Source organism: Cetobacterium somerae ATCC BAA-474, assembly GCF_000479045.1.
GTDB lineage: Bacteria > Fusobacteriota > Fusobacteriia > Fusobacteriales > Fusobacteriaceae > Cetobacterium_A > Cetobacterium_A somerae.
The window spans coordinates 1-1092 of sequence record NZ_KI518176.1; the positions used below are offsets into that span (position 1 = coordinate 1).

The window sequence follows — 1092 nt, forward strand, 5'->3', positions numbered from 1 at the left end:
ATTTCTTCAAAAGTTTTATCAAAAATACTTTCTTGTTCCTCTACTTTTTCTTCTGCCTTTTTGACAACTATTTTCTTTTCTGTTTTTTCTGCTCCTGTTTTTATTGTTTTTACTAAATAATTAAGGGTACTTACATCTTGCTTAATCTCTTTGTAAGCCCAATTTAAGCCTTTTATGAGGTCATTTTCTTGGAACATTTGTATTAAAGTATCGATATTATCTGAAGTTAATAAATTTTCAATAAATCTATTCTTTTTTGCCTTTTCTATAGCTTTATTTAATTTGTCAGAAATTTCAATTATATCTATAACATCTACTTTTTTAGATTTTTCATTTTTCTTACTTTTCCAAGAAAAAATTAATCCAGTAACTTTTTTTCCTGTTTTAGTTTTGTCTATTTTTAATCCTTGAAAAAAATTAGGTAATTCATCCATAATTGGCTTTAAAACCCTCTCATTAAAGTTTGTACTGGTATATCCTTTGGGAACTCCTAATAAATTTCTAAATGTATCTAATTCATATTTAGCTACTCTTGTACTCTCCCATTGCTTTAATAATTTAAATGTATTTTTAGAATAGATACTTTTTAAGCTAACAAACTCTATCAAATCAAATCTAGTAAAACTTCCAACTAAATCATTAAGCATATATGTGAAAATTTCATTCACTTGCACTATTAATACATTTTCATTTTTATCTATTGAAAAGGTATTGAATAAAGAAAAAATATGAATGACATTGTTAATTTCAATCTGATGATTTAGTTTTATTAGTTTTTTATTTACATTAATTAAATTATTTATAAATCTATCTTTATTTTTATCTCCATCAGCTAGTTCTTTCAGTTCTGAAAAAGGTATAGTTAATTTATTTAATCCTTTTTCTTTAGCTAAAAATACTAATGAAAAAAACATGTTTAGTTCTTTTTCACTATAACCACCAAAGTTTATTTCATTCATTTGATTATTATATTTAACAACTTTAGGCATGGCTCCTCCTTGATATCATCTTAGTAAAGAATAGCACACTTCTTATTACATGTAAATACATAGGTAATAATTTCACAAATTGTAATAAGATAATTCACAAATT

1 protein-coding gene is annotated in these 1092 nt (G+C 23.8%); it reads right to left on the reverse strand.

All coding sequences use genetic code 11. From position 1 onward, the window contains the following. Positions 1 to 989, reverse strand: a 989-nt coding sequence (locus tag HMPREF0202_RS14780; RefSeq protein ID WP_023049649.1) for a replication initiation protein, incomplete at its 3' end; no start/stop codon positions are given. Between the last annotated feature and the right edge of the window lie 103 nt (positions 990 to 1092).